This window comes from Streptomyces xiamenensis (assembly GCF_000993785.3).
Classification (GTDB): Bacteria; Actinomycetota; Actinomycetes; order Streptomycetales; family Streptomycetaceae; genus Streptomyces; species Streptomyces xiamenensis.
The window spans coordinates 2254838-2276621 of the sequence record NZ_CP009922.3 but is presented as its reverse complement, the minus strand read 5'-3'; the positions used below and the strand labels follow the sequence as shown (position 1 = coordinate 2276621).

Below are 21784 nucleotides of genomic sequence, written 5' to 3'. Positions count from 1 at the left end.
CCGAGGGCGATCACCCAGTCGGGTGGTCGCCCTCCGGCGTTGTGGTGACGGCTTGGGCACCTGGGGCGATCGGCAGGTATGGTGATCTTCGGCTGTCGCCAGGCCCCTCGGGGCCTTGACGAACTGCTTCCGGCACGCGATTCTCAGGTCGCGTCGCACATCGGTCCCTGATTCGAGGCATGGATCGCTGGCGAAGCGGGAAAGGTTGCGGCAGGCGGGTCCGCACCCGGCGACCGAGGCAGCCGGAGGCGGACGCGAGGGCACAGCGAGGGTGGCTCCTTGTTGAGGTGGCGCAGGCATTGGACATCAGTGGGTCTTGTGACTACACTGACCCTTTGCGCTGCCTAGCTGCCTCCTGCCCGTCACCAGGGGGGCGGGTATGCGCGCAGAGAGTCCGAGCCCTCGGAAGGACCCCCTCTTGGCCGCCTCGCGCAATGCCTCGACCACTAGTACGAATAATGGCACCAGCACCGCACCACTGCGTGTCTCTTTTGCGAAGATCAAGGAACCCCTTGAGGTTCCGAACCTCCTGGCGCTGCAAACCGAGAGCTTTGACTGGCTGCTCGGCAATGACGCCTGGAAGGGTCGCGTCGAGGCCGCGCTGGAGAGTGGGCAGGACGTCCCCAGGAAGTCCGGTCTGGAGGAGATCTTCGAGGAGATCTCCCCGATCGAGGACTTCTCCGGGTCGATGTCCCTGACCTTCCGTGATCACCGGTTCGAGCCGCCGAAGAACTCCATCGACGAGTGCAAGGAGCGCGACTTCACGTACGCCGCGCCGCTCTTCGTCACCGCCGAGTTCACCAACAACGAGACCGGCGAGATCAAGTCCCAGACGGTCTTCATGGGCGACTTCCCGCTCATGACCGACAAGGGCACCTTCTGCATCAACGGCACCGAGCGTGTCGTGGTCACCCAGCTCGTCCGGTCGCCCGGCGCGTACTTCGACAGCAGCATCGACAAGACCTCCGACAAGGACCTCTTCTCCGCCAAGATCATCCCGTCCCGGGGTGCCTGGCTGGAGATGGAGATCGACAAGCGCGACATGGTCGGTGTCCGCATCGACCGCAAGCGCAAGCAGTCCGTGACCGTGCTGCTGAAGGCGCTGGGCTGGACCTCGGACCAGATCCTGGAGGAGTTCGGCGACTACGAGTCGATGCGGGCCACCCTGGAGAAGGACCACACCCAGGGCCAGGACGACGCGCTGCTGGACATCTACCGCAAGCTGCGTCCGGGAGAGCCGCCGACCCGCGAGGCCGCGCAGACCCTGCTGGAGAACCTCTACTTCAACCCGAAGCGGTACGACCTGGCCAAGGTCGGCCGGTACAAGATCAACAAGAAGCTGGGCGGCGACGAGCCGCTGGACGCCGGCGTCCTCACCGTCGAGGACATCGTCGCCACGATCAAGTACCTGGTCCGGCTGCACGCCGGTGAGACCGAGACCACCACGGAGTCCGGCCGCACGATCATCGTCGAGACCGACGACATCGACCACTTCGGCAACCGCCGTCTGCGCAACGTCGGCGAGCTCATCCAGAACCAGATCCGTACCGGTCTGGCCCGGATGGAGCGCGTGGTCCGCGAGCGCATGACCACGCAGGACGTCGAGGCCATCACGCCGCAGACGCTCATCAACATCCGGCCGGTCGTCGCCTCCATCAAGGAGTTCTTCGGCACCAGCCAGCTGTCGCAGTTCATGGACCAGACCAACCCCCTGTCCGGGCTCACCCACAAGCGCCGCCTCAACGCGCTGGGCCCCGGCGGTCTGAGCCGTGAGCGGGCCGGCCTGGAAGTCCGTGACGTGCACCCCTCGCACTACGGCCGCATGTGCCCGATCGAGACGCCCGAAGGCCCCAACATCGGTCTGATCGGCTCGCTGGCCGCGTTCGGCCGGATCAACGCCTTCGGTTTCGTGGAGACCCCGTACCGCAAGGTCGTCGACGGTGTCGTCACCGACGACGTCGACTACCTGACCGCCGACGAGGAGGACCGCTTCGTCATCGCGCAGGCCAACGCCAAGCTGACCGACGAGCTGACCTTCGCCGAGGCCCGCGTCCTGGTGCGCCGTCGTGGCGGGGAGATCGACTACATCCCCGGCACCGAGGTCGACTACATGGACGTCTCGCCGCGCCAGATGGTGTCGGTCGCGACCGCCATGATCCCGTTCCTCGAGCACGACGACGCCAACCGCGCGCTCATGGGCTCGAACATGATGCGCCAGGCGGTGCCCCTGATCAACGCCGAGGCGCCGCTGGTCGGCACCGGCATGGAGTACCGCTGCGCCACCGACGCCGGTGACGTCATCAAGGCCGAGCAGAACGGTGTCGTCTCCGACGTCTCCGCCGACTACGTCTCGATCGCCAACGACGACGGCACCCACGTCACCCATCGGCTGGCCAAGTTCTCCCGCTCCAACCAGGGCACCTCCTTCAACCAGAAGGTCCTGGTCGAGGAGAACGACCGCGTGATCGCCGGGCAGGTCATCGCCGACGGCCCGTCCACCGAGCGCGGTGAGATGGCGCTCGGCAAGAACCTGCTGGTCGCGTTCATGCCGTGGGAGGGCTACAACTACGAGGACGCGATCATCCTCTCCCAGCGTCTGGTGCAGGACGACGTCCTCTCCTCGATCCACATCGAGGAGCACGAGGTCGACGCCCGCGACACCAAGCTGGGCCCCGAGGAGATCACCCGGGACATCCCGAACGTCTCCGAAGAGGTCCTGGCCGACCTGGACGACCGCGGCATCATCCGCATCGGTGCCGAGGTCGAGGCCGGCGACATCCTGGTCGGCAAGGTCACCCCGAAGGGCGAGACCGAGCTGACCCCCGAGGAGCGCCTGCTGCGCGCGATCTTCGGTGAGAAGGCCCGCGAGGTGCGTGACACCTCGCTGAAGGTGCCGCACGGCGAGACCGGCAAGGTCATCGGGGTGCGCGTCTTCGACCGCGACGAGGGCGACGAACTGCCCCCGGGCGTCAACCAGCTGGTGCGGGTGTACGTCGCGCAGAAGCGCAAGATCACCGACGGCGACAAGCTGGCCGGCCGGCACGGCAACAAGGGTGTCATCTCCAAGATCCTCCCCGTGGAGGACATGCCCTTCCTGGAGGACGGCACCCCGGTCGACATCATCCTCAACCCGCTGGGTGTCCCCTCCCGGATGAACCCCGGCCAGGTGCTGGAGATCCACCTCGGGTGGCTCGCCTCGCAGGGCTGGAAGGTCGAGGGCACCGAGGAGGAGTGGAAGCAGCGCCTCGCCGCCATCGGCGCCAACGAGGTCGCCCCCGGCACCAACGTCGCGACCCCGGTGTTCGACGGTGCCCGCGAGGACGAGATGGCCGGGCTCTTCGAGTCCACCATCCCCAACCGCGACGGTGACCGCCTGGTGCTGCCCACCGGCAAGGCCCGGATGTTCGACGGCCGCTCCGGCGAGCCGTTCCCGGACCCGATCTCGGTCGGCTACATGTACATCCTCAAGCTCCACCACCTGGTCGACGACAAGCTGCACGCGCGCTCGACCGGTCCGTACTCCATGATCACCCAGCAGCCGCTCGGCGGTAAGGCCCAGTTCGGTGGCCAGCGCTTCGGTGAGATGGAGGTGTGGGCCCTGGAGGCGTACGGCGCCGCCTACGCCCTGCAGGAGCTGCTGACGATCAAGTCCGACGACGTGACCGGCCGCGTGAAGGTCTACGAGGCCATCGTCAAGGGCGAGAACATCCCCGAGCCCGGCATTCCCGAGTCCTTCAAGGTGCTCATCAAGGAAATGCAGTCGCTCTGCCTCAATGTGGAGGTGCTGTCCTCGGACGGCATGTCCATCGAGATGCGTGACACCGATGAGGACGTCTTCCGCGCGGCGGAGGAGCTTGGCATCGACCTGTCCCGGCGCGAGCCGAGCAGCGTCGAAGAGGTCTGACGGGCCCGACCGGAAGGGTCGCACCACGTGTGCCCCTTCCGGTCCCCCCACCCGGACCCCGACAGACCATTGACTCACGACACTGAGAGGGATTGACGAGAGTGCTCGACGTCAACTTCTTCGACGAACTGCGGATCGGCCTGGCCACCGCTGACGACATCCGTCAGTGGTCACACGGCGAGGTCAAGAAGCCGGAGACCATCAACTACCGCACGCTCAAGCCCGAGAAGGACGGACTCTTCTGCGAGAAGATCTTCGGCCCCACCCGGGACTGGGAGTGCTACTGCGGCAAGTACAAGCGCGTCCGCTTCAAGGGCATCATCTGTGAGCGCTGCGGCGTCGAGGTGACCCGCGCCAAGGTGCGCCGTGAGCGGATGGGCCACATCGAGCTGGCCGCTCCCGTCACCCACATCTGGTACTTCAAGGGCGTGCCCTCGCGGCTCGGCTACCTGCTGGACCTGGCGCCGAAGGACCTGGAGAAGGTCATCTACTTCGCCGCGTACATGATCACGTACGTGGACGAGGAGCGCCGCACCCGCGATCTGTCCTCGCTGGAGGCCCACGTCTCCGTCGAGCGCCAGCAGATCGAGCAGCGGCGTGACGCCGACCTGGAGGCCCGCGCCAAGAAGCAGGAGACGGACCTCGCGGAACTGGAGGCCGAGGGCGCCAAGGCGGATGTCCGCCGCAAGGTGCGCGAAGGCGCCGAGCGCGAGATGAAGCAGCTGCGCGACCGCGCCCAGCGGGAGATCGACCGCCTGGACGAGGTGTGGAACCGCTTCAAGAACCTCAAGGTCCAGGACCTGGAGGGCGACGAGCTCCTCTACCGTGAGCTGCGCGACCGCTTCGGCACCTACTTCGACGGCTCGATGGGCGCCGCGGCGCTGCAGAAGCGCCTGGAGACCTTCGACCTCAACGAGGAGGCCGCCCGGCTGCGGGAGATCATCCGCACCGGCAAGGGCCAGAAGAAGACCCGTGCCCTCAAGCGGCTCAAGGTCGTCTCCGCGTTCCTGCAGACCTCCAACAGCCCCAAGGGCATGGTCCTGGACTGCGTTCCGGTGATCCCGCCGGACCTGCGTCCGATGGTGCAGCTGGACGGTGGCCGCTTCGCGACCTCCGACCTGAACGACCTGTACCGCCGTGTCATCAACCGCAACAACCGCCTCAAGCGCCTTCTCGACCTCGGTGCCCCCGAGATCATCGTGAACAACGAGAAGCGGATGCTGCAGGAGGCCGTCGACGCGCTGTTCGACAACGGCCGCCGCGGCCGGCCGGTCACCGGCCCGGGCAACCGCCCGCTGAAGTCGCTGTCCGACATGCTCAAGGGCAAGCAGGGCCGCTTCCGTCAGAACCTGCTGGGCAAGCGCGTCGACTACTCGGCCCGTTCCGTGATCGTCGTCGGCCCGCAGCTGAAGCTGCACCAGTGCGGTCTGCCCAAGGCGATGGCGCTGGAGCTCTTCAAGCCGTTCGTGATGAAGCGCCTGGTGGACCTGAACCACGCGCAGAACATCAAGTCGGCCAAGCGCATGGTCGAGCGCCAGCGCACCGTGGTGTACGACGTCCTCGAAGAGGTCATCGCCGAGCACCCGGTGCTGCTGAACCGCGCCCCGACCCTGCACCGTCTGGGCATCCAGGCCTTCGAGCCGCAGCTGGTCGAGGGCAAGGCCATCCAGATCCACCCGCTGGTGTGCACCGCGTTCAACGCGGACTTCGACGGTGACCAGATGGCCGTCCATCTGCCGCTGTCGGCCGAGGCGCAGGCCGAGGCCCGCATCCTGATGCTGTCCTCGAACAACATCCTCAAGCCGGCCGACGGCCGGCCGGTGACCATGCCCACCCAGGACATGGTGCTGGGCCTGTTCTTCCTCACCACCGATGAGGAAGAGCGCGAGGTGCGCGGCGAGGGCCGGTCCTTCTCCTCCACCGCCGAAGCGATCATGGCGTTCGACTCCGGGGAGCTCTCGCTCCAGGCGAAGATCGACATCCGCTTCCCGATCGGCTCGGTGCCGCCCCGGGGCTGGACCCCGCCGGTTCCGGCCGAGGGCGAGGGCGAGTGGCAGCAGGGTGACAGCTTCCGGATGCGGACGACCCTGGGTCGTGCGCTCTTCAACGAGCTGCTGCCCGAGGACTACCCGTTCGTCGACGGCTCGGTGGGCAAGAAGCAGCTCTCCCAGATCGTGAACGACCTGGCCGAGCGCTACCCCAAGGTCGTCGTCGCCGCCACCCTGGATAACCTCAAGTCCGCCGGTTACTTCTGGGCCACCCGGTCCGGTGTCACCGTCGCGGTCTCCGACATCGTCGTTCCCGAGGCCAAGAAGCAGATCCTCGAGAACTACGAGGCGCAGGACGAGAAGGTCCAGAAGCAGTACGAGCGCGGTCTGATCACCAAGGACGAGCGCACGCAGGAGCTCATCGCGATCTGGACCAAGGCGACCAACGAGGTCGCCGAGACCATGAACGACAACTTCCCGAAGACCAACCCCATCTTCATGATGGTGGACTCCGGGGCCCGCGGAAACATGATGCAGATGCGTCAGATCGCGGGTATGCGTGGTCTGGTGTCCAACGCGAAGAACGAGACCATCCCGCGTCCGATCAAGGCGTCCTTCCGCGAGGGCCTGACCGTGCTGGAGTACTTCATCTCCACCCACGGTGCCCGTAAGGGTCTGGCCGACACCGCCCTGCGTACCGCCGACTCCGGGTACCTCACCCGTCGTCTGGTGGACGTCTCGCAGGACGTCATCATCCGCGAGGAGGACTGCGGCACCGAGCGCGGCCTCAAGCTGGACATCGCGGCCAAGGGTGCCGACGGTGTGCTGCGCAAGGCGGACAACGTCGAGTCCAGCGTGTACGCGCGCTGCCTCGCCGAGGAGATCGTCGTCGACGGCAAGGTGCTGGCCCCGGCCGGTACCGACCTGGGCGACGTGCTCATCGACGAGCTCGTGCGGCACGGTGTGCAGACGGTCAAGACCCGTTCCGTGCTCACCTGTGAGTCGGCGGTCGGCACCTGCGCCATGTGCTACGGGCGTTCGCTGGCCACCGGCAAGCTGGTGGACATCGGTGAGGCGGTCGGCATCATCGCCGCCCAGTCCATCGGTGAGCCCGGTACCCAGCTGACGATGCGGACCTTCCACACCGGTGGTGTGGCCGGTGAGGACATCACCCAGGGTCTGCCCCGTGTGGTCGAGCTCTTCGAGGCCCGGCAGCCCAAGGGTGTCGCGCCGATCTCCGAGTCGGCCGGCCGGGTGCGGATCGATGAGACCGAGAAGACCAAGAAGGTCATCGTCACCCCGGACGACGGCACCGAGGAGACCTCCTACCCGGTCTCCAAGCGTGCCCGGCTGCTGGTCACCGAGGGCGACCACGTCGTCGTCGGCCAGCCGCTGACCGTGGGTGCCGCCAACCCGCACGAGGTGCTGCGGATCCTGGGCCAGCGCGCTGTCCAGATCTACCTGGTCGGCGAGGTCCAGAAGGTCTACAACTCGCAGGGTGTGGCCATCCACGACAAGCACATCGAGATCATCGTCCGGCAGATGCTGCGCCGGGTGACGATCATCGAGTCGGGCGACGCGGAGCTGCTGCCCGGTGAGCTGGTCGAGCGCTCGAAGTTCGAGGGCGAGAACCGCCGCGTGGTGTCCGAGGGCGGTCAGCCGGCCTCCGGCCGTCCGCAGCTGATGGGTATCACCAAGGCGTCGCTGGCCACCGAGTCGTGGCTGTCGGCGGCGTCCTTCCAGGAGACGACCCGGGTGCTCACCGACGCGGCGATCAACGCCAAGTCGGACTCCCTGATCGGCCTCAAGGAGAACGTGATCATCGGTAAGCTCATCCCGGCCGGTACGGGTCTGGCCCGTTACCGCAACATCCGGGTGGAGCCGACCGAGGAGGCGAAGGCGGCGATGTACTCGGCTGTCGGCTACGACGACATCGACTACTCCCCCTTCGGCACGGGCTCCGGCCAGGCGGTCCCGCTGGAGGACTACGACTACGGTCCGTACCAGGGCTGATCCGGTCGTACGCTGTCCCGCCGGGCGGCTCCCCCTTCACGGGGGAGCCGCCCGGCGGCGTTCGCGGGGTGCTCAGCGCACGGTCTCGCCCAGGGTGTCCGGGGCCCGGTCGGTGGCGAGGAAGGCGGCCATCGTGTCCTCGCGCATCGCCTGCCACAGGGGGGCCGCGGCCTCCTCGTCCAGGAAGACCACGGACTGGCCGCCGGCCGTGCCGGTGCCGGCGACCGGCGCGTTCATGAAGGCGATGTCGGAGGCCCGGACCGAGCGCAGCTCCCAGGCGAGGTCGCGCAGGTCGCCGTTGGAGAGCTGGTCGTCGACGCTGATCACGTCGCCGAGGGTGTCCAGCAGTGCGGTGAGCCGGCCGGGGTCGGTGAGGGTGCCGGCGGACAGGGTCTGGGAGAGCAGGGCGCGCAGGAAGTTCTGCTGACGGCGGGTGCGGTCGAGGTCGCCCTCGGGGAGCGACTTCCGTTCGCGCACGTACTCCAGGGCGGCTTCGCCGTCCAGCCGTTCGCCGTCCAGAGTGACGCCGCCGACGGCGTCGGTAAGGGCCCGGAAGCCGGTCCAGTCGATGACGGCGAGGTGGTCGACGCGGATGCCGGTGAGGTTCTGGACAGTCTCCACCATGAGGGAGGGGCCGCCCCAGGAGTAGGCGGCGTTCAGCTTGGCCTCGCCGTGGCCCGGGACCTCGGTCCAGGTGTCGCGGGGGAGGGAGACCAGCGAGGCGGAGTTCCGGTCGGCGGCGATCTGGAGCAGCATCATGGTGTCGCTGCGGGCGGCACCGGCCTGCCACACGGGGGTGCCGTCGGGGCTCTCACCGGACGCGGGGGTGTCCTTGGCGTCCAGGCCCACCAGCAGATAGACCTGGGCGTCGGCGGCCTCGGGGGCGCGTACCGGCTGTTCCTCCTCGGGCAGGGTGGGCAGGGCGTCCGGGATCCGGTCAATGCCGGACAGCGCCTGGTCGGTGCGGTGGTAGAGCCAGCCGGCGCCGGCGAGGACGGCGAGCAGGAAGGCGGCGAGAACGGCGAGGATGACGCGTGGCCAGCGGCGGCGTTTCCCGGGGACGGGCGCGGTGTCCTCGGGTATCGGTCTGGCCGGCTCCGTACTGGTGTCCATGGAGTAAGTGTGCGGTACCTCACAGCGGTTGCCCGGGGTGGCGGGGGCCGGAGATAGTTGTTTTGACCGTTGGCCGTGGGGTAGGTACGCTCGGTTCTTGTGCCTGGGGTGTTCCCTGCGCTCTTTTTGTGAGGCGTCAGCTGGAACTCCGGGATCTGCGTTCTCTTCCCGATGCTTGTCGGGGGTTCATGCAGTCTTCGACACGCCCGACCGCGTGGGTCGGTCGCCGTGTTCCGGGTTAGCTTCACAGTCGGCACACAGAACTGGAGAAATGGTGCCAACGATCCAGCAGCTGGTCCGAAAGGGCCGGCAGGACAAGGTCGAGAAGAACAAGACGCCCGCGCTGAATGGGTCTCCCCAGCGCCGTGGCGTCTGCACGCGTGTGTTCACCACCACCCCGAAGAAGCCGAACTCGGCGCTGCGCAAGGTGGCCCGTGTGAAGCTCAGCAGTGGGATCGAGGTCACGGCCTACATCCCGGGTGAGAACCACAACCTTCAGGAGCACTCCATCGTGCTGGTGCGCGGTGGCCGTGTGAAGGACCTGCCGGGTGTCCGTTACAAGATCATCCGCGGTTCTCTCGACACGCAGGGCGTGCGGAACCGCAAGCAGGCCCGCAGCCGCTACGGCGCCAAGAAGGAGAAGTAAGCAATGCCTCGTAAGGGCCCTGCCCCGAAGCGCCCGGTCCACGTCGACCCGGTCTACGGTTCTCCTCTGGTGACCTCGCTGATCAACAAGGTGCTGCTGAACGGCAAGCGCTCCACCGCCGAGCGCATCGTCTACGGCGCCATGGAGGGTCTGCGGGAGAAGTCCGGCAACGACCCGGTCATCACCCTGAAGCGCGCTCTGGAGAACGTGAAGCCGACCCTCGAGGTCCGCTCCCGCCGTGTCGGTGGCGCCACCTACCAGGTGCCGGTCGAGGTTCGCCCCGGCCGTTCCTCCACCCTCGCGCTGCGCTGGCTGGTCGGTTACTCGCGGGCTCGCCGTGAGAAGACCATGACCGAGCGCCTGATGAACGAACTGCTCGACGCCTCCAACGGCCTCGGCGCGTCCGTCAAGAAGCGCGAGGACACCCACAAGATGGCCGAGTCCAACAAGGCCTTCGCGCACTACCGCTGGTAGTCGCTACCCCATCGAGACCGAGAGAACTGAAGCCTTATGGCTACCACTTCACTTGACCTGACCACGGTCCGCAACATCGGGATCATGGCTCACATCGACGCGGGCAAGACGACGACCACCGAGCGCATCCTGTACTACACCGGTGTGAGCTACAAGATCGGCGAAGTTCACGACGGTGCCGCCACCATGGACTGGATGGCGCAGGAGCAGGAACGCGGCATCACGATCACGTCTGCCGCGACCACCTGTCACTGGCCGCTCGAAGGCGTCGACCACACCATCAACATCATCGACACCCCGGGTCACGTCGACTTCACGATCGAGGTGGAGCGTTCGCTGCGCGTGCTCGACGGCGCGGTCACGGTCTTCGATGGTGTCGCGGGTGTGGAGCCCCAGTCCGAGACCGTGTGGCGTCAGGCGGACCGCTACGGCGTGCCGCGGATCTGCTTCGTCAACAAGCTCGACCGCACCGGCGCGGACTTCTTCCGCTGCGTCGACATGATCGAGGAGCGGCTCGGCGCCGTTCCGCTGGTCATGCAGCTCCCCATCGGGGCCGAGGCGGGCTTCCAGGGCGTCATCGACCTGGTCCGCAACAAGGCCCTGGTGTGGTCCGAGGAGACCAAGCTGGGCGAGATGTACGACACCGTCGACATCCCGGCCGACCTCGTGGAGCAGGCGGAGGAGTACCGCGCCAAGCTCATCGAGGCCGTCGCGGAGAACGACGAGGAGGTCATGGAGCTGTACCTGGAGGGCACTGAGCCCACCGAGGAGCAGCTGTACGCCGCCATCCGTCGCATCACCCTGGCCTCCACCGGTGGCGAGACGACCACCGTCACCCCGGTGTTCTGCGGTACCGCGTTCAAGAACAAGGGCGTGCAGCCCCTCCTGGACGCCGTGGTGCGTTACCTGCCCACGCCGCTGGACGTCGAGGGCGTCGAGGGTCACTCCCCGAAGGACCCCGAAGAGGTCGTCGTCCGGAAGCCTTCGGAGGACGAGCCGCTGGCCGCCCTGGCGTTCAAGATCGCCAGCGACCCGCACCTCGGGAAGCTCACCTTCATCCGGGTGTACTCCGGTGTCCTCACCGCCGGCACGCAGGTGCTGAACTCGGTGAAGGGCCGCAAGGAGCGCATCGGCAAGATCTACCGCATGCACGCCAACAAGCGTGAGGAGATCGAGCGGGTGGGCGCCGGCGACATCGTCGCGGTGATGGGCCTGAAGCAGACCACCACCGGTGAGACGCTGTCGGACGCCACCCACCAGGTCATCCTGGAGTCGATGGACTTCCCGGCCCCGGTCATCGAGGTCGCGATCGAGCCCAAGACCAAGGGTGACCAGGAGAAGCTGGGTGTCGCCATCCAGCGGCTGGCCGAGGAGGACCCGTCCTTCCAGGTCGCCACCAACGAGGACACCGGGCAGACCATCATCAAGGGGATGGGCGAGCTCCACCTCGATGTGCTGGTCGACCGGATGCGTCGCGAGTTCAAGGTCGAGGCCAACGTCGGCAAGCCGCAGGTCGCCTACCGGGAGACCCTGCGGAAGATCGTCGCGAAGCACGACTACACGCACAAGAAGCAGACCGGTGGCTCCGGCCAGTTCGCCAAGGTCCAGATCTCTCTGGAGCCGCTTGAGGGCGACGGCTACGAGTTCGAGAACAAGGTCACCGGTGGCCGCATCCCCAAGGAGTACATCCCCTCGGTGGACGCGGGCGCCCAGGAAGCGATGCAGTTCGGCGTTCTCGCCGGCTACCCGCTGACGGGTGTCAAGATGATCCTGCTCGACGGTGCGTACCACGACGTGGACTCCTCCGAGATGGCCTTCAAGACCGCCGGTATCCAGGCGTTCAAGGAAGCCGCGCGGATGGCCGGTCCCGTTCTGCTGGAGCCCCTCATGGCCGTCGAGGTCACCACGCCCGAGGACTACATGGGCGATGTGATCGGCGACCTGAACTCCCGCCGTGGCCAGATCCAGGCCATGGAGGACCGTAGTGGTGCCAAGGTCGTCAAGGCCCTGGTCCCGCTGTCGGAGATGTTCGGGTACGTCGGCGACCTGCGGAGCAAGACCTCGGGTCGCGCGAGCTACAGCATGCAGTTCGATTCCTATGGTGAGGTTCCGCGGAACGTCGCCGAGGAGATCATCGCGAAGGCCAAGGGCGAGTAACCCTTAAGCTGGAGCAAAACGGCATAGGGGCGATTTCGCCCCTGTGTCTGCCCTTTAAGCGAACCGGTCCAGGGCATCCCCCTAGGGGTCCCCGCCGGTTCGGTACGACCACCTGGAACCTCCGCAGAATGCGGGGGCGTACAGCATCAGTCCACAGGAGGACCCCGTGGCGAAGGCGAAGTTCGAGCGGACTAAGCCGCACGTCAACATCGGCACCATCGGTCACATCGACCACGGTAAGACCACTCTTACCGCGGCGATCACCAAGGTGCTGCACGACGCGTACCCCGACCTGAACGAGGCCTCGGCCTTCGACCAGATCGACAAGGCTCCCGAGGAGCGTCAGCGCGGTATCACCATCTCCATCGCGCACGTCGAGTACCAGACGGAGAGCCGCCACTACGCTCACGTCGACTGCCCGGGTCACGCCGACTACATCAAGAACATGATCACCGGTGCCGCCCAGATGGACGGCGCGATCCTGGTCGTGGCCGCCACCGACGGCCCGATGCCGCAGACCAAGGAGCACGTGCTCCTGGCCCGCCAGGTTGGTGTGCCCTACATCGTTGTCGCCCTGAACAAGGCCGACATGGTGGACGACGAGGAGATCCTGGAGCTCGTCGAGCTCGAGGTCCGCGAGCTGCTCACCGAGTACGAGTTCCCGGGCGACGACACCCCGGTCGTCAAGGTCTCCGCGCTGAAGGCGCTGGAGGGCGACGCCGAGTGGGGCAAGTCCGTTCTCGAGCTGATGAAGGCCGTCGACGAGGCCATCCCGCAGCCCGAGCGTGACGTGGACAAGCCGTTCCTGATGCCGATCGAGGACGTCTTCACGATCACCGGTCGCGGTACGGTCGTCACCGGCCGTATCGAGCGTGGTGTCCTGAAGGTCAACGAGACCGTCGACATCATCGGCATCAAGGACGAGAAGACCACCACCACGGTCACCGGCATCGAGATGTTCCGGAAGCTGCTGGACGAGGGTCAGGCCGGTGAGAACGTCGGTCTGCTGCTCCGCGGTGTCAAGCGCGAGGACGTCGAGCGCGGCCAGGTCATCATCAAGCCGGGCTCGGTCACCCCGCACACGGAGTTCGAGGCGACGGCGTACATCCTGTCGAAGGACGAGGGTGGCCGCCACACCCCGTTCTTCAACAACTACCGTCCGCAGTTCTACTTCCGTACCACCGACGTGACCGGTGTGGTGACCCTCCCCGAGGGCACCGAGATGGTCATGCCGGGCGACAACACCGAGATGAGCGTTCAGCTGATTCAGCCGATCGCCATGGAGGAGGGCCTGAAGTTCGCCATCCGTGAGGGTGGCCGGACCGTCGGCGCCGGCCAGGTCACCAAGATCAACAAGTGACCTGAGTTCTTTCCCGTACCGGGGCCCGTTTCCACCTGTGGGTGGGGACGGGCCCCGGTCGCGTGTGCGACGGGTGGTGCGGGTAAGCCGTTCGGCGCGTATTTCGACCGTTCGCCGAGTCGCCGGGTCGGGGTCGCTGTGGGGTGAGTGTGACCCTCCTTACATTTGCGGGGCTCTACCCCCGACCGACCCACAGGAGCCCGTCGATGACGACGACGCAACCCGTTCCCGACGCAGGCGAGCCCCCGGGCGATGATCTGGAGACCCGCTCGGCCGCGATGCACGACGACCCCCGGTTCCAGGAGTTGCGCGGGCGGTTGCTGCGCTTTGTGGTCCCGGCGAGCCTGGCGTTCTTCACCTGGTACCTGCTCTATGTCCTGATGACCGGCTACGCGCGTGGCGTGATGTCCACCAAGGTGATCGGCAGCCTCAATGTGGCGCTGGTCTTCGCACTGCTCCAGTTCGTGATGACCTTCACCATCGCCGTTCTCTATTCCCGGTACGCCAATCGCCGGCTCGATCCGCTGGCGGACGAGCTGCGTGCGGAACTGGACGGGGAGGGCCGCTCATGATCACCCTTGCCAATGAGGCGTCGGCCGAGGGCCGGATCATCACCATCATTCTTTTCACCGTGATGACCGCCGCCACTCTCTGGGTCACCGTGTGGGCCCGCAAGTACACGAGATCGGCGGCCGACTTCCACTCAGGTGGACGGTCGTTCACCGGATTGCAGAACGGTCTGGCGATCGGCAGCGACTACATGTCGGCCGCCTCCTTCCTCGGCATCGCCGGCATGATCGCGCTGTTCGGCTACGACGGTTTTCTCTACTCCATCGGCTTCCTGGTGGCGTGGCTGGTGGCCCTGCTGCTGGTGGCCGAACTGCTGCGGAACTCCGGCCGGTTCACGATGGCGGACGTCCTGTCGTACCGGATGCGGCAGCGCCCGGTACGGACCGCCGCCTCGGTCTCCACCCTCACGGTCTCGATCTTCTATCTGCTGGCCCAGATGGTCGGGGCCGGCGCCCTGGTGGCGCTGCTGCTGGGGATCTCGCCGGGCGAGACCTATTTGGGGATGAGCGCGGACACCGCCAAGATCGTCGGCATTGTGACGGTCGGCCTGCTGATGATCTCCTATGTGACCTTCGGCGGGATGAAGGGCACCACCTACGTGCAGATCATCCAGGCCGTCGTGCTGATGTCCGGTGCGGCGCTGCTGTGTCTGCTGGTGCTGGCGATGTACGACTTCAATCCGGGCGCGCTGATGAGTGACGCGGCCAAGGCGAGCGGGGTCGGCGACGCGTTCCTGGAACCCGGGCAGCGGTACGGGGTGGAGGTCGCCGGGGACGCCTGGCAGACCATGGTCAACAAGCTGGACCTGATCAGCCTGGGCCTCGCGCTGGTGCTGGGCACGGCCGGTCTGCCGCACGTACTGATCCGCTTCTACACGGTGCCGGACTCCAAGGCGGCGCGTAAGTCCGTCAACTGGGGCATCGGGCTGATCGGCACCTTCTACCTGTTCACCCTGATCCTGGGGTTCGGCGCGGCCGCCGTGGTGGGCCGCGACGCGATCATCGGGCAGGACGCGGCCGGCAACGCGGCGGCGCCCCAACTCGCGGAGTCGGTCGGCCTCCACTTCGGTGGTGACTTCCTGGGTGCCGTGCTGCTGGCGGTGATCGCGGCGGCGGCCTTCGCCGCCATTCTCTCCACGGTGGCCGGTCTGACCATCGCCTCCTCGTCCTCGCTGGCGCACGACTTCTACAACAGCGTGCTGCGGCGCGGGAAAGCGACCGAGAAGGAGGAGGTGCGGGTCGCGCGGTACGCGGCGGTCGGCGTCGGCGTGATCTCCGTGGTGCTGGCGATCTTCGCGCAGAGCCTGAACGTGGCGTTCCTGGTGGGTCTTGCCTTCGCCATCGCGGCCTCGGCCAATCTGCCGACCATTCTGCTGAGCCTGTTCTGGAAGCGGTTCAACACGACGGGCGCGCTGGCCGGCATCTACGGCGGGTTGATCAGCGCCGTGGGTCTGGTGTTCTTCTCACCGGTGGTGTCGGGGAAGGTCGACGCGAACGGGGAGAGCACCTCGCTGTTGCCGACGGGCGTGGACTTCGCCTGGTTCCCGCTGGAGAACCCGGCTCTGGTGTCGATTCCGCTGGGGCTGCTGTGCGCGATCGTCGGCACGTTGCTCTCCAAGGAGCGGGACGACGCGAAGTTCGCCCGGCTCCAGGTGCGGGCCCTGACCGGGGCCGGCGCGGAGAAGGCGGAGCAGCACTGAGCCGGCCGCCGGCCGTGCGGGCACTCCGCTTCTGCTGACGTGTACCTGACTTTCCGCAGATAGCCGGGCACTTCCCCACAAGCCCGGCACCCTGATGCCCGGGGGCCCGAGTTAATCCTCGGACCCCCGGGCATCTTTCATCCGATCCAGTGAACGAATTGAACTCCCGTTACTCCTGAGGTGCTGATGGCGTCACCTTCCGGGACCACGCTGCCTCGCGTGTCCACTTCCACCACCAAGGACGGCAGATCCGGCGGGGCCCCGCCCCGGGACAGACCGCCGCGCACCCTGCTGCGCGAGCGCCGCAAGGAGACGCTGCTGGCCTGGGGCTTTCTCGCCCCTTCGCTGGTCGTCTTCGCGCTCTTCCTGATCTATCCGCTGGGCCGCACCGTGTATCTGTCGATGCACGGCAACGACATCATCGGCCGGCCCACCCGCTTTGTCGGCTTCGATCACTTCGCCGAGCTCTTCACCGCCGACTTCGGCAAAGTGCTCGTCACCACGCTGCTGTTCACCTTGCTGGTGGTGGTGCCCGGGGTGCTCGGCGCCCTGGCGGTGGTGCTGCTGCTGGAGTCCGGCATCAGGGGGCAGCGGTTCTTCCGCTCCGCCTTCGCGCTGCCGTTCGCCTTCTCGGTGGCCAGCGCCTCGGTCATCTTCGCCGTCTTCTACAACCCGGCGTCCGGGGTGCTCAACGGCATTCTGTACGAGCTGGGCCTGGGCCAGGTGAAGTGGCTCAACTCCACCGAGTGGTCGCTGATCTCGGTCAGCCTCACCACGGTGTGGATGAACCTCGGATACGGCGTACTGGTGCTGGCCGCGGGGGTCGGCTCCATTCCGCGCGAGGTGAACGAGGCCGCGCTGCTGGACGGCGCGACCGGTGGCCGGCGGGCCTGGCACATCACGGTGCCGCTGCTGGGGCCGCAGCTGTTCTTCCTCGCGGTGATCTCCACGATCAACGCGCTGCAGAGCTTCGGCCAGATCCACATCCTCACCCAGGGCGGCCCGGTCGGCTCGACGACCACCCTGGTCTATTCGATCTACCAGTACGCCTTCGCGTACGGCACCAGCGATTTCGGGAGAGCGAGCGCACAGGCGCTGGTGCTGCTGCTGATGGTGCTGTGCTGCACGGCGCTCCAGTTCGGGGTCATCGAGCGGAAGGTGCACTACTCATGAGCGCGCGAGTGGTGGCGGGGCGGATCGCCCTGTACGCGGTGCTGCTGCTGGCCCTGATCCCGGTGCTCTTCCCGGTGTACTACGTGTTCGCCGGAACGTTCATGCAACCCAGGGAACTGGCGACCTTCCCGCCCCAGCTGGTGCCCACCGGGTTCCACCTGGAGAACATCCAGCGGGTGCTGGACGCCGTGCCGCTGACCCGGATGTACGGCAACTCGCTGCTGATGGCCGGGATCATCACGGTGGCGCAGCTGGTCACCTCGGCGCTGGCGGCGTACGCGTTCGTCTTCCTGCGCTTCCGGTTCAGCGCCGTGGTGTTCGCGCTGTTCCTGTCCACGCTGATGGTGCCGTCCGAGTCGACGATCATCCCCAACTATCTGACGCTCTCGGACTGGGGCCTGCACAACACCTTCGCGGGGCTGGTGCTGCCGTTCCTGGCGTACGCCTTCGGCACCTTCCTGCTGCGGCAGAGCTTCCGGCAGTTCCCCACCGAGCTGCGGGACGCGGCCCGGGTGGACGGCATGGGGCATCTGCGCTTCATCTGGACGGTGCTGCTGCCGTTGTCCAAGCCCACCCTCAGCGCGGTGGGCGTCTACGTGTTCATCACCTCCTGGAACATGTACTTCTGGCCGCTGATCATGACGCGCACCACCGAGATGCAGACGCTTCAGATCGGCCTCAACTCCCTGCGCAACGCCGAGTCCGCGAACCCCGGACTCTGGCTGGCCGGCGCCGCCCTGTCGGTGCTCCCCACCCTGGCGCTGGTGCTTTTCGGGCAGCGCTTCATCGTTCGCGGACTCACCGCGGGCGCAGTCAAGTGATGATGGGAACTGGACGGATCATGAGAAGAACCCGTACCCGTACGGCGCTGGTGGCCGGCGCCGCGGCGCTGTGTCTGGGCATCACCTCCTGCGGCAGTGACGACGCGGGGGCCGGCGGCTCCCTGGAGGCGCCCGGGCCCGAGGCGCTGGAGGGCCAGGACGGCCCGGTGCAGGTGGAGTTCTGGCACAGCATGGACAGCACCAACGGTCAGGTGCTGAACGGGCTGATCGACGCGTTCAACGCGGAGCACCAGGGCGAGATCAAGGTCACCGGCTCCTTCCAGGGCGACTACGACACCACGCTGGCGCAGCACCGGGCAGCGATCCAGCAGGGCAACACCGCCAACATCGTGCAGATATTCGACCTGGGCACCCAGTTCATGATCGATTCCGGTCAGACGGTGCCCGCCCAGTCATTCGTCGACAAGGACAGCTACGACACGGGCCCGATCGAGGACGCCCTGCTCAACTACTTCACGGTGGACGGGCAGCTGCGGTCCTTCCCGTTCAACAACTCCACCCCGCTCATGTACATCAACAAGGACGCCTTCGAGGAGGCGGGCCTGGACCCGGAGCAGCCGCCGAAGGACCTCGCCGAGATCCGCGAGTACGCCGAGGCGCTGACCGTCAAGGGCCCCGGCGGCCAGGTGGAGCGGTACGGCTTCGGCGCCGCCGTCTACGGCTGGTTCATCGAGCAGTTCATGGCCCGCGCCGCCGTGCCGTACTGCGACAACGGCAACGGCCGCGAGGGCCGAGCCGAGGAGGTGCTCTTCGACGACCCGAACGTGGTGGAGCTCGTCGAGTGGTGGCAGGGCATGATCGACGACGGCCTCGCCGCGCCGCTGGGGCGCAACCTGGACGACGCGCAGTCCTCCTTCACCTCCGGCCGCGCGGCGATGACCCTGGAGTCCACCGGTGCCATGGGCGGCTTCCTGGAGCAGTCCTCCTTCGAGGTGGGCGCCGGATACTTCCCCCTCATCCACGCCGATGACCCGGCCGGCTCGATCATCGGCGGCGCCTCGCTGTGGATCAACGGCCAGGGCCACTCGGACGCCGAGACCCGCGCCTCCTGGGAGTTCGTGCAGTTCCTGCTGACCGCGCAGTCGCAGTCGGTGTGGCACGCCGGCACCGGCTACCTCTCGGTCAACACCGAGGGCTACGACGGCCCCGAGGCCAGCGAGCGGGCCGCCGAGTTCCCGCAGTTCTCGGTGGCCGCCGACCAGCTGGCCAACTCCGAGACCAACATCAACACCGCCGGCTGCATGATGGGCGTCATGTCCGAGGCCCGGATGACCGCCGAGGAAGCCTGGGAAGAGGCCCTGGTCACCGACACCCCCGCGGCCGACGCCCTGACGGCGGCCACGGAGAAGCTGGCCCGGAAGATCGACGAGTACAACGCTTCGGTCGGCTGACCCCGAGCCCGGCAGTGCTCAGCGGTGGCCCGCCCCGGACGGTACGGGGGCGGGCCGCTCGCCGTGCTCGCGCGGCACCCGGCGCAGGCACGGGGCGTCGGTGAGCGGGCGGTCGGTGAAGAAGCGGGCCGCCAGGTCGGCGGTGTCCCGGGCGCGTTCCAGCACCACCCAGTGATCGGCGTCCGGGATGGTGAGGAAGCGGCGGGCGCCGATCCGCTCGGCGAAGGCCCGCTGCCGCTCCGCCGAGGTGACCGTGTCGTGCTCACCGCTGAAGACCAGCGTCGGGACGCCGGTGGGGCCGCCGGAGAAGTCGGCCGGCTCGGTCAGGGCGCGCCGCAGCGAGTCCCCCAGATGCGGGGAGTGCCGGGCGGTGTGCAGCAGGGACCGCCGTACGTAGCGGTAGGCCAGCGCGCGCCGCGTCACGTGCCGGCTCTCGTCCAGGCACAGCATCACGGCCGCGGTCTGCTCGGCGAACGACTCCGCGTCCCCCCGCGCCAGGGACCACTGGGCCCGCCGCACCGCCCGCACCAGCGCGTCACCGATGTGCGCCGGGACACCGCCCAGCATCATGCGCGCCACCCGGTGCGGAAAGCGCCGCGCGCAGCCGTGGGCCAGGCCCGCCCCGTAGGAGAAGCCGAAGACGTTGACCCGCTCATAGCGCAGATCGTCCAGGATGCCCTCCAGTGCCCGGCACAGCAGGTCGTGGCTGGGCCCGGGCGGCAGCGGTGCCGCGCCGCCCATGCCGGGCAGGTCCGCGGTCACCACGTCTGCCACCGGCCCCAGGACGTTCTCCAACTGCTGCCAGCCGCCCATCCCCTGCAGCGCCCCGCCGATGACCAGGACGGGCTGGGTACGGGGGCCGGAGCCGTGGCCGGAACGCCGCAGCAGCCGGTAGGTGTACGGGACGCCGCTCACCGTCAGGGAGCGGATCACCTCGTCGGGCATGGGTGCTCCCGGTCAGTCACGGGTCAGGACGAGCGCGGCGTTGTGGCCCCCGAAGCCGAGCGAGGTCTTCACCGCGCACCGCAGATGGGCCCGGCGGGCGGAGCCGCGGACCAGGTCGAGGCCGGGCGGGAGGCCGGGGTCGGGCGTCGTGAGATTGACGGTCGGGGGAACCGTCTGCTCCTCCAGGGCCAGGACGGTCAGCGCGGTCTCGATGCCGCCCGCGGCGCCCAGGGTGTGCCCGGTGACGGCCTTGGTGGAGGTCACCAGCGGCCGGTCACCCAGCACCCGGGACAGGGCGTGGCCCTCGATGAGGTCGTTCAGCACCGTCGAGGTGCCGTGCGCGTTCACATGGTCCACGTCGGAGCCCGCCAGGTCCGCGTCCGCCAGCGCGGTGCGCAGGGCCCGCTCGATGCCCGCGCCCTCCGGGTCGGGAGCCACCACCGAGCAGGCGTCGGAGGAGGCGCCGTAGCCCCGTACCACGGCGCGTACGGCGGCCCCGCGCGCCCGCGCGTGCTCCGGGCGCTCCAGCACCAGCAGCCCCGCCCCCTCGCCCACCACGAACCCGTCCCGGTCCGCGTCGAAGGGGCGGCAGGCCGTGGCCGGGTCCGAGCGCCGGGTGGAGACCGCCCTCAGCCGGCAGGCGCTGGCGATCAGCAGCCGGGAGAGCACCGACTCGGCGCCGCCGGCGACGACGATGTCGCAGGCGCCCGAGCGCAGCATCTGGTGCGCGGTGCCCAGCGCCACGGTGCCCGAGGAGCAGGCGGTGGACACGGCCAGGCTGGGGCCCAGCGCCCCCAGGTCCGCGACCACGCCGGAGGCCGCGCCGTTGACCACGGTCAGCGGCGCCAGCTTGGGCGACACCCGCCGGGTTCCCCGGGAGGCCAGGACGGTGTGCTGCTCGTCGTAGAACGGCAGACCGCCGTGCGCGGAGCCGATGACCACGGCCACCCGGGCCCCGTCCCACGCGGCCGGGTCCAGGCCGGCGTCGGCCACCGCCTCGCGGGCGGCGATCACCGCCAGCTGCGTGAAGCGGTCCATCAGCCGCAGCGCCGCCGTCCCGAGCACCGCGGCCGGGTCCAGGCCGGTGTTCAGGTACATGAAGTCGCAGGGCAGCTCGGCCAGCTCGGCAGGCCGGTGAACACCCTCCGGAGGCGCCCCGCCGGCGACCGCGTGCCACGTCGCCTTCGCCCCCGCACCGGCCGCGGTCACCAGGCCGAGCCCCGTGACCGCCGCCTCGAACGGCGGCTGCCGGCCCGGCATCAGGCGACGGCTTCCTGCCCGACGACGGCGACCAGTCTCCCCACGGTGTCGCGCGGCGTCAGCTCCACCGTCTCCAGATCGATGTCCAGCCGGTCCTCGATCAGCAGGCGCAGCTCCTCCAGGGCGAGGGAATCCAGGCCGAGCGCGGCGAGCGGCGTCTCGTCGCCGATTCTGGCCGCGGCGACCCCGAATCGCTGAACCAGCAGCTGGCTCACCACATCTGTTGCGATCAAGAAACTCTCCCGCGTC

The 21784-nt window shown here is 68.0% G+C and carries 15 protein-coding genes; 11 read left to right on the top strand and 4 right to left on the bottom strand.

Features of this window, described 5'->3' with window-relative positions; translation table 11 throughout:
* Positions 1-418: 418 nt before the first annotated feature.
* Together rpoB and SXIM_RS10365 are read left to right on the top strand one after the other, a co-directional pair.
* Complete coding sequence (gene rpoB, locus SXIM_RS10370) at positions 419-3904, top strand: DNA-directed RNA polymerase subunit beta (protein WP_046723722.1); 3486 nt, start codon at positions 419-421, stop codon at positions 3902-3904.
* 101 nt (positions 3905-4005) lie between these two features.
* On the top strand, positions 4006-7905 hold the full coding sequence (locus SXIM_RS10365) for a DNA-directed RNA polymerase subunit beta' (protein ID WP_030736346.1): 3900 nt from the start codon (positions 4006-4008) through the stop codon (positions 7903-7905).
* A gap of 72 nt (positions 7906-7977) precedes the next feature.
* On the opposite strand, the gene SXIM_RS10360 is transcribed toward SXIM_RS10365, so the two are convergent.
* On the bottom strand, positions 7978-9018 hold the full coding sequence (locus SXIM_RS10360; protein WP_078846884.1) for an LCP family protein: 1041 nt from the start codon (positions 9016-9018) through the stop codon (positions 7978-7980).
* A gap of 274 nt (positions 9019-9292) precedes the next feature.
* Between SXIM_RS10360 and rpsL the strand changes: the two genes are divergently transcribed.
* The 9 genes from rpsL (at position 9293) to SXIM_RS10315 (ending at position 19330) form a co-directional block, all read left to right on the top strand.
* Positions 9293-9664 (top strand): 30S ribosomal protein S12, encoded by a 372-nt coding sequence (gene rpsL, locus SXIM_RS10355; RefSeq protein ID WP_026047363.1) that lies wholly within the window; start codon positions 9293-9295, stop codon positions 9662-9664.
* Between the two features lie 3 nt (positions 9665-9667).
* Complete coding sequence (rpsG, locus tag SXIM_RS10350) at positions 9668-10138, top strand: 30S ribosomal protein S7 (RefSeq protein ID WP_030736338.1); 471 nt, start codon at positions 9668-9670, stop codon at positions 10136-10138.
* 36 nt (positions 10139-10174) lie between these two features.
* Positions 10175-12295 (top strand): elongation factor G, encoded by a 2121-nt coding sequence (gene fusA / locus SXIM_RS10345; RefSeq protein WP_030736335.1) that lies wholly within the window; start codon positions 10175-10177, stop codon positions 12293-12295.
* Positions 12296-12461: 166 nt separating this feature from the next.
* The gene (gene tuf, locus SXIM_RS10340) at positions 12462-13655 is read left to right on the top strand and encodes an elongation factor Tu (RefSeq protein ID WP_030736332.1); all 1194 of its coding nucleotides are present in this window, start codon (positions 12462-12464) and stop codon (positions 13653-13655) included.
* A 206-nt stretch (positions 13656-13861) separates the two neighbouring features.
* Positions 13862-14227, top strand: coding sequence for a DUF485 domain-containing protein (locus SXIM_RS10335; RefSeq protein ID WP_046723720.1), 366 nt, complete (start codon positions 13862-13864; stop codon positions 14225-14227).
* Positions 14224-15924 (top strand): solute symporter family protein, encoded by a 1701-nt coding sequence (locus SXIM_RS10330; RefSeq protein ID WP_174864314.1) that lies wholly within the window; start codon positions 14224-14226, stop codon positions 15922-15924. The genes SXIM_RS10335 and SXIM_RS10330 overlap by 4 nt, the downstream gene beginning before the upstream one ends.
* Before the next feature lie 219 nt (positions 15925-16143).
* Positions 16144-17097, top strand: coding sequence for a carbohydrate ABC transporter permease (locus tag SXIM_RS10325; protein WP_030736326.1), 954 nt, complete (start codon positions 16144-16146; stop codon positions 17095-17097).
* Positions 17094-17918: a carbohydrate ABC transporter permease gene (locus SXIM_RS10320; protein ID WP_030736324.1), complete on the top strand. Its 825-nt coding sequence runs from the start codon at positions 17094-17096 to the stop codon at positions 17916-17918. The genes SXIM_RS10325 and SXIM_RS10320 overlap by 4 nt, the downstream gene beginning before the upstream one ends.
* 20 nt (positions 17919-17938) lie before the next feature.
* A complete protein-coding gene (locus SXIM_RS10315; protein WP_030736322.1) occupies positions 17939-19330 on the top strand; it encodes an ABC transporter substrate-binding protein in 1392 nt (463 codons plus the stop codon).
* Between the two features lie 18 nt (positions 19331-19348).
* Here the strand turns inward: SXIM_RS10315 and SXIM_RS10310 are convergent, their stop codons facing one another.
* The 3 genes from SXIM_RS10310 to SXIM_RS10300 are packed head-to-tail and all read right to left on the bottom strand — an operon-like array spanning position 19349 to position 21768.
* A complete protein-coding gene (locus tag SXIM_RS10310; RefSeq protein WP_030736320.1) occupies positions 19349-20275 on the bottom strand; it encodes an alpha/beta fold hydrolase in 927 nt (308 codons plus the stop codon).
* A gap of 12 nt (positions 20276-20287) precedes the next feature.
* Positions 20288-21535, bottom strand: a complete 1248-nt coding sequence (locus SXIM_RS10305) for a beta-ketoacyl-[acyl-carrier-protein] synthase family protein (protein ID WP_046723718.1) — start codon at positions 21533-21535, stop codon at positions 20288-20290.
* Entirely contained in the window at positions 21535-21768 is a 234-nt protein-coding gene (locus SXIM_RS10300) for an acyl carrier protein (protein ID WP_030736316.1), read from the bottom strand. The genes SXIM_RS10305 and SXIM_RS10300 overlap by 1 nt, the downstream gene beginning before the upstream one ends.
* Between the last annotated feature and the right edge of the window lie 16 nt (positions 21769-21784).

Bases quoted from the DNA above. Each gene is read 5' to 3' on its own strand.
- SXIM_RS10335 (WP_046723720.1), top strand. From the start codon at position 13,862: ATGACGACGACGCAACCCGTTCCCGACGCAGGCGAGCCCCCGGGCGAT.
- SXIM_RS10315 (WP_030736322.1), top strand. From the start codon at position 17,939: ATGAGAAGAACCCGTACCCGTACGGCGCTGGTGGCCGGCGCCGCGGCG.
- fusA (WP_030736335.1), top strand. From the start codon at position 10,175: ATGGCTACCACTTCACTTGACCTGACCACGGTCCGCAACATCGGGATC.
- SXIM_RS10320 (WP_030736324.1), top strand. From the start codon at position 17,094: ATGAGCGCGCGAGTGGTGGCGGGGCGGATCGCCCTGTACGCGGTGCTG.
- SXIM_RS10330 (WP_174864314.1), top strand. From the start codon at position 14,224: ATGATCACCCTTGCCAATGAGGCGTCGGCCGAGGGCCGGATCATCACC.
- SXIM_RS10310 (WP_030736320.1), bottom strand. From the start codon at position 20,275: ATGCCCGACGAGGTGATCCGCTCCCTGACGGTGAGCGGCGTCCCGTAC.
- rpsG (WP_030736338.1), top strand. From the start codon at position 9,668: ATGCCTCGTAAGGGCCCTGCCCCGAAGCGCCCGGTCCACGTCGACCCG.
- SXIM_RS10305 (WP_046723718.1), bottom strand. From the start codon at position 21,535: ATGCCGGGCCGGCAGCCGCCGTTCGAGGCGGCGGTCACGGGGCTCGGC.
- SXIM_RS10360 (WP_078846884.1), bottom strand. From the start codon at position 9,018: ATGGACACCAGTACGGAGCCGGCCAGACCGATACCCGAGGACACCGCG.